Genomic DNA, 510 nt, shown 5'->3' with positions numbered 1-510 from the left:
GGGCTGCTGCGACCGCGGGCGGCTCGGCGGGCGGGTAGATCGGTGGGCGAGGCGCCATCGCCGGCACGCCGTCGGCGATCAGCGCCGACTCGAACGCCCGGGCATAGCCCGCGATGACCTCGGCCTTGTCGGTGCCGTTCACGGTGCGTCGGGCGCCGACATAGTCGCAGCGGGTGCCCGAGATGTAGTCCTCGAGCGCCTTGCCGGTGAAGTCGCCGCGGTTCGAGGCGCCCCGCAGCAGCCCCTCCCACATCACCCGGGCGGACACCGCCGGGTCGAGCACCAGGTCGGGGTTCGCGGCGAGCGGCAGATTGAGGATCCGGCCCATCGCGACATAGTTGCGCTCGAACGTCAGCTGGACGTCGCCGCGGCCGTAGAAGCTCGCGCCCGCGGCGTTCGGGAGGGCGTAGTTCTTCGAGATCCGGCCGGCCTTGAACAGTTTCGCCACCGCGGCGCGGGCACCGGCATCGGTCTCGGCGAAGCCCTCGCGCACCGGCTCCATCCGCTTCC

The 510-nt window shown here is 72.4% G+C and carries 1 protein-coding gene; it reads right to left on the bottom strand.

Annotated elements, in window-relative coordinates; translation table 11 throughout:
• The coding region (locus tag QR78_RS31570) for a glycoside hydrolase family 19 protein (protein WP_048431598.1) at window positions 1–510 on the bottom strand (510 nt) is incomplete at both ends.

The sequence above is a fragment of the Methylobacterium indicum genome (assembly GCF_001043895.1).
In the GTDB taxonomy this organism is placed as follows: Bacteria; Pseudomonadota; Alphaproteobacteria; order Rhizobiales; family Beijerinckiaceae; genus Methylobacterium; species Methylobacterium indicum.
Note: the sequence above shows the minus strand (reverse complement) of the source record. Positions and strands in the feature narration are given on the sequence as shown.